This window comes from Microbacterium sp. ISL-103, from assembly GCF_018613995.1.
Taxonomy (GTDB): Bacteria; Actinomycetota; Actinomycetes; order Actinomycetales; family Microbacteriaceae; genus Microbacterium.
The window spans coordinates 1-1143 of sequence record NZ_JAGGPD010000623.1 but is presented as its reverse complement, the minus strand read 5'-3'; the positions used below and the strand labels follow the sequence as shown (position 1 = coordinate 1143).

Here is a 1143-nt window from a genome sequence, read left to right as displayed (position 1 = left end):
CATCCGCGGCTCCGAACACACGCATCTCTGTCAGCGACGTGCAGATCACCCCCGCGGACCAGCAGGCCACGGTCGGAGACACACTGACCGTATCGGGCGCGTGGGACGCGAGCGACGCAGATCCTCAGCCCGGCGACCCCTTCGTCATCGGCCTTCCTCCTGACTTCGCCTTCCCGCAGAGCATCCCGTTCCCGCTGAGCGGTATCGACGAGGACGGCAACCCGGTCACCTGGGGCAACTGCCTCACAGATCCGACGACAGGGCTTGCGAACTGCGAGCTGACCGACGCCGTCGTCGCCAACCCGGAACTCGTATCCGGAACGTGGCAGTTCGACGTGGAGGCCGCCACCGCAACGACCGCCGAGACTGTTCCGTTCAACCTCAACGGCACCTCCGTCGCCGTGGATCTTCCTGGCACCGGTGGCATCGATGATGGGATCGAACTCCCCGGCGAGGTCACCAAAGCCGGGACGATGAACCAGAACAACTGGTCGATGACATGGACCGTCGACATCCCCGGCGCGAACATGGTCGGGCAGAACACCGTCACCATGCGCGACACCCTCGGCACCGGGCATCAGATCTGCACGCCCACCGGGTTCCGCCTTGAAACCGTTCGCGGGTCCACCGTCGTCGATGTCTCCGGACTCGCAACCGTTGCACCGACTCCCGGCGCCACCGAATTCGACGTCGTCCTCGCAGCCCCGCCCGCAGGGTTCGACCCTGCTGTCACTTACCGTGTCACCTACCAGACCTGCACTCCGGACGGCCAGATCGATGCGCCAGGCACCGGATACAACAACACGGCCCAGGTGCAGGGCTGGGGTGATGCCGGGCGAGGCGTCGGAACGGTCACCAGCCGGCCATGGCAGGTCGACCTGACCAAGTCCGGCAGCGTTCTCGGCGGCGCCGACCGCAACAACAAGGTCGCATGGACCGTCACCGTCCCCGGTGACCAGCTCGTCGGAAAGACAGCCTTCACACTGTCGGAGACTCTCGGCCCCGGGCACGAGGTCTGCGCCGACACGGTCGATGGGATTCAGATCACCGAGCGATACGGGCCGAGCAACCAGCTCCAACGGAACATCACCAGCAGCCTCGACGCCACCGTCCTCTCCACGTCCGCGTCCGCCTTCGGGGTGC

At 66.1% G+C, this 1143-nt stretch carries 1 protein-coding gene; it reads left to right on the top strand.

Annotation, left to right across the window (positions count from 1 at the left end):
* Window positions 1-38: 38 nt before the first annotated feature.
* The coding region (locus J7E68_RS18780) for a hypothetical protein (protein WP_215175066.1) at window positions 39-1143 on the top strand (1105 nt) is incomplete at its 3' end.